Origin of the sequence: Agromyces seonyuensis (assembly GCF_009789225.1) — a bacterium.
In the GTDB taxonomy this organism is placed as follows: domain Bacteria; phylum Actinomycetota; class Actinomycetes; order Actinomycetales; family Microbacteriaceae; genus Agromyces; species Agromyces seonyuensis.
The window spans coordinates 1-700 of sequence record NZ_WSTA01000161.1 but is presented as its reverse complement, the minus strand read 5'-3'; the positions used below and the strand labels follow the sequence as shown (position 1 = coordinate 700).

Annotated in this window: 1 protein-coding gene; it reads left to right on the top strand. The window is 57.9% G+C overall.

What is annotated here, in order from left to right; all coding sequences use genetic code 11:
- A partial coding sequence (locus tag GB864_RS18030) for a phage portal protein (RefSeq protein ID WP_000300325.1) occupies window positions 1-572 on the top strand: 572 nt, incomplete at its 5' end.
- Window positions 573-700: the final 128 nt, after the last annotated feature.

Here is a 700-nt window from a genome sequence, read left to right as displayed (position 1 = left end):
CTCAGGATACGGATAACGGCTACTCCGTGTTTGAGCAGTCACTGCTGCGGTATATCGCTGCCGGGCTGGGTGTCTCGTATGAGCAGCTTTCCCGGAATTACGCCCAGATGAGCTACTCCACGGCACGGGCCAGTGCGAACGAGTCGTGGGCGTACTTTATGGGGCGGCGAAAATTCGTCGCATCCCGTCAGGCGAGCCAGATGTTTCTGTGCTGGCTGGAAGAGGCCATCGTTCGCCGCGTGGTGACGTTACCTTCAAAAGCGCGCTTCAGTTTTCAGGAAGCCCGCAGTGCCTGGGGGAACTGCGACTGGATAGGCTCCGGTCGTATGGCCATCGATGGTCTGAAAGAAGTTCAGGAAGCGGTGATGCTGATAGAAGCCGGACTGAGTACCTACGAGAAAGAGTGCGCAAAACGCGGTGACGACTATCAGGAAATTTTTGCCCAGCAGGTCCGTGAAACGATGGAGCGCCGTGCAGCCGGTCTTAAACCGCCCGCCTGGGCGGCTGCAGCATTTGAATCCGGGCTGCGACAATCAACAGAGGAGGAGAAGAGTGACAGCAGAGCTGCGTAATCTCCCGCATATTGCCAGCATGGCCTTTAATGAGCCGCTGATGCTTGAACCCGCCTATGCGCGGGTTTTCTTTTGTGCGCTTGCAGGCCAGCTTGGGATCAGCAGCCTGACGGATGCGGTGTCCGGCG